The organism is Ferroplasma sp. Type II, from assembly GCF_000496155.1.
Genome location: NZ_KI542741.1, coordinates 4553 through 6078, shown reverse-complemented (window position 1 = coordinate 6078; position 1526 = coordinate 4553). Strand labels below are relative to the sequence as shown.

Here is a 1526-nt window from a genome sequence, read left to right as displayed (position 1 = left end):
TACCTTATGTGCCATAGCCCTGGCAGATGGAAAAATTTATGTGCCCAAAAATATGGATAATCCAATGAAAACTGGACTTTTCAAAATATCAGTTGGCAAAATTAGAGGACAAATAAGGGACTACAGGGGAAGCATTGATGGGTCAACATTGGGCATACATATTGTGGAATTTCTTGATCATTATGAGGTTCACGTAGACCGTTTTGACCCTTATAAAAAACCCATAGAACATCTTCTGGTTGATAGTCCGGACACACTTTTAAAAGTCCCATTTTTTTTAAAAATGATCACAAAGAAATAGTTTTTATTTGGTGACATATCTGTTCATATATTGTGTGAGAAATCATCCCCTATTTTTCTATTCTCCTGCGAATCACTATTATGTGGCTAACCATAACCCCTGAGCTAGTTTCCATACACTACATTGCCAGAGAGTAATACCAGCCCGCAAAGTTAAAAATTTAAATTATTTTTTGAGTTTTGCAACAAGTTCTGGTACAACAGTAAAAAGATCTCCAACAATTCCATAATCGCATTCTTCGAATATGGGGGCGCTTTTGTCCTTGTTTATGGCTATTATTGTCTTTGAACCCCTTATTCCCGCAATATGCTGTATCTGACCCGATATCCCCAAAGCTATGTAGAAATCTGGCCTTACTTTCTTTCCTGAAAGCCCGACCTGCTTGTCCTCACTAAGCCATTTATAATCAAGGCAGACAGGTCTCGAACCGGAAATTTCTGCATGAAGTGCCTCCACAAGCGGCATTACCTTTTCTATGTTTTCCTGGCTTCCCAGTCCTCTTCCAATGGAAACTATAACCTTTGCATTTCTTATGTCTGTTCCTGCGGTCTCCTTGCTTTTTACGTTTATTATTTTATAAAGGCTCTTTTCCAGGCTTACATTCCTGACCTCTGAGTTTTTATCTGCCTTCTCAGCATCGCAGATTCCCGGTGACACGGTAAACATTCTGAGGTTGCTTTCCTCCTCAACTACAGTTTTGCCCCCATGAAAGAATCTTTTAGTAATATTTTTATCCTTATTCTCAAAATAAAATATTTCGGGCATGCATTTCATCTTAAGCTTGAATGATAGTATGCCTGCCAGTTCCCTGCCCAGATTTGTGGAAGATATGAAAACAAGGTCATATTTATTTTTTACAATATGGTCTGCGAGGAATTTACTTAAATTGTCCACGAATCCATCCCTGTAAAAGTATACAGTATCTGCTCCATATTCTACCAGTTCTTTATCTTCCTGGGATACTGCGTCAATATCCATTTTTCCTCGGAGATATGTTATAATCTCTCTGGCATTTTTAGGTTCGTCTGAAAACACAAGCGCCTTCATTTTACCACCTTCAATATTTTTGCTATTTCATCAATACCCTTTCCATCCTCGTAAATAATTTTCTTTCTCTGGCTGTCTGGAGCCTTGTCAGATATTATTTTTGTATCATCCTCATATTTAGGATTCCCATCCACAATGTTTATGTTTTTCTTACCAGCCATCATAATCTGCATGACCT

At 38.0% G+C, this 1526-nt stretch carries 1 protein-coding gene and 2 pseudogenes; 1 reads left to right on the top strand and 2 read right to left on the bottom strand.

The window, feature by feature from the left end:
- Nucleotides 1-301: pseudogene (locus AMDU4_RS08890) on the top strand (hypothetical protein); the annotation flags it as partial.
- Between the two features lie 165 nt (nucleotides 302-466).
- On the opposite strand, the gene AMDU4_RS08885 reads toward AMDU4_RS08890, so the two are convergent.
- Both AMDU4_RS08885 and AMDU4_RS08880 read right to left on the bottom strand, forming a co-directional pair.
- Nucleotides 467-1348, bottom strand: a complete 882-nt coding sequence (locus AMDU4_RS08885) for an electron transfer flavoprotein subunit alpha/FixB family protein (protein ID WP_021787645.1) — start codon at nucleotides 1346-1348, stop codon at nucleotides 467-469.
- A pseudogene (locus AMDU4_RS08880) lies at nucleotides 1345-1526 on the bottom strand (electron transfer flavoprotein subunit beta); the annotation flags it as partial. The pseudogene AMDU4_RS08880 and the gene AMDU4_RS08885, both read right to left, overlap by 4 nt.

Bases quoted from the DNA above. Each gene is read 5' to 3' on its own strand.
- AMDU4_RS08885 (WP_021787645.1), bottom strand. From the start codon at position 1,348: ATGAAGGCGCTTGTGTTTTCAGACGAACCTAAAAATGCCAGAGAGATT.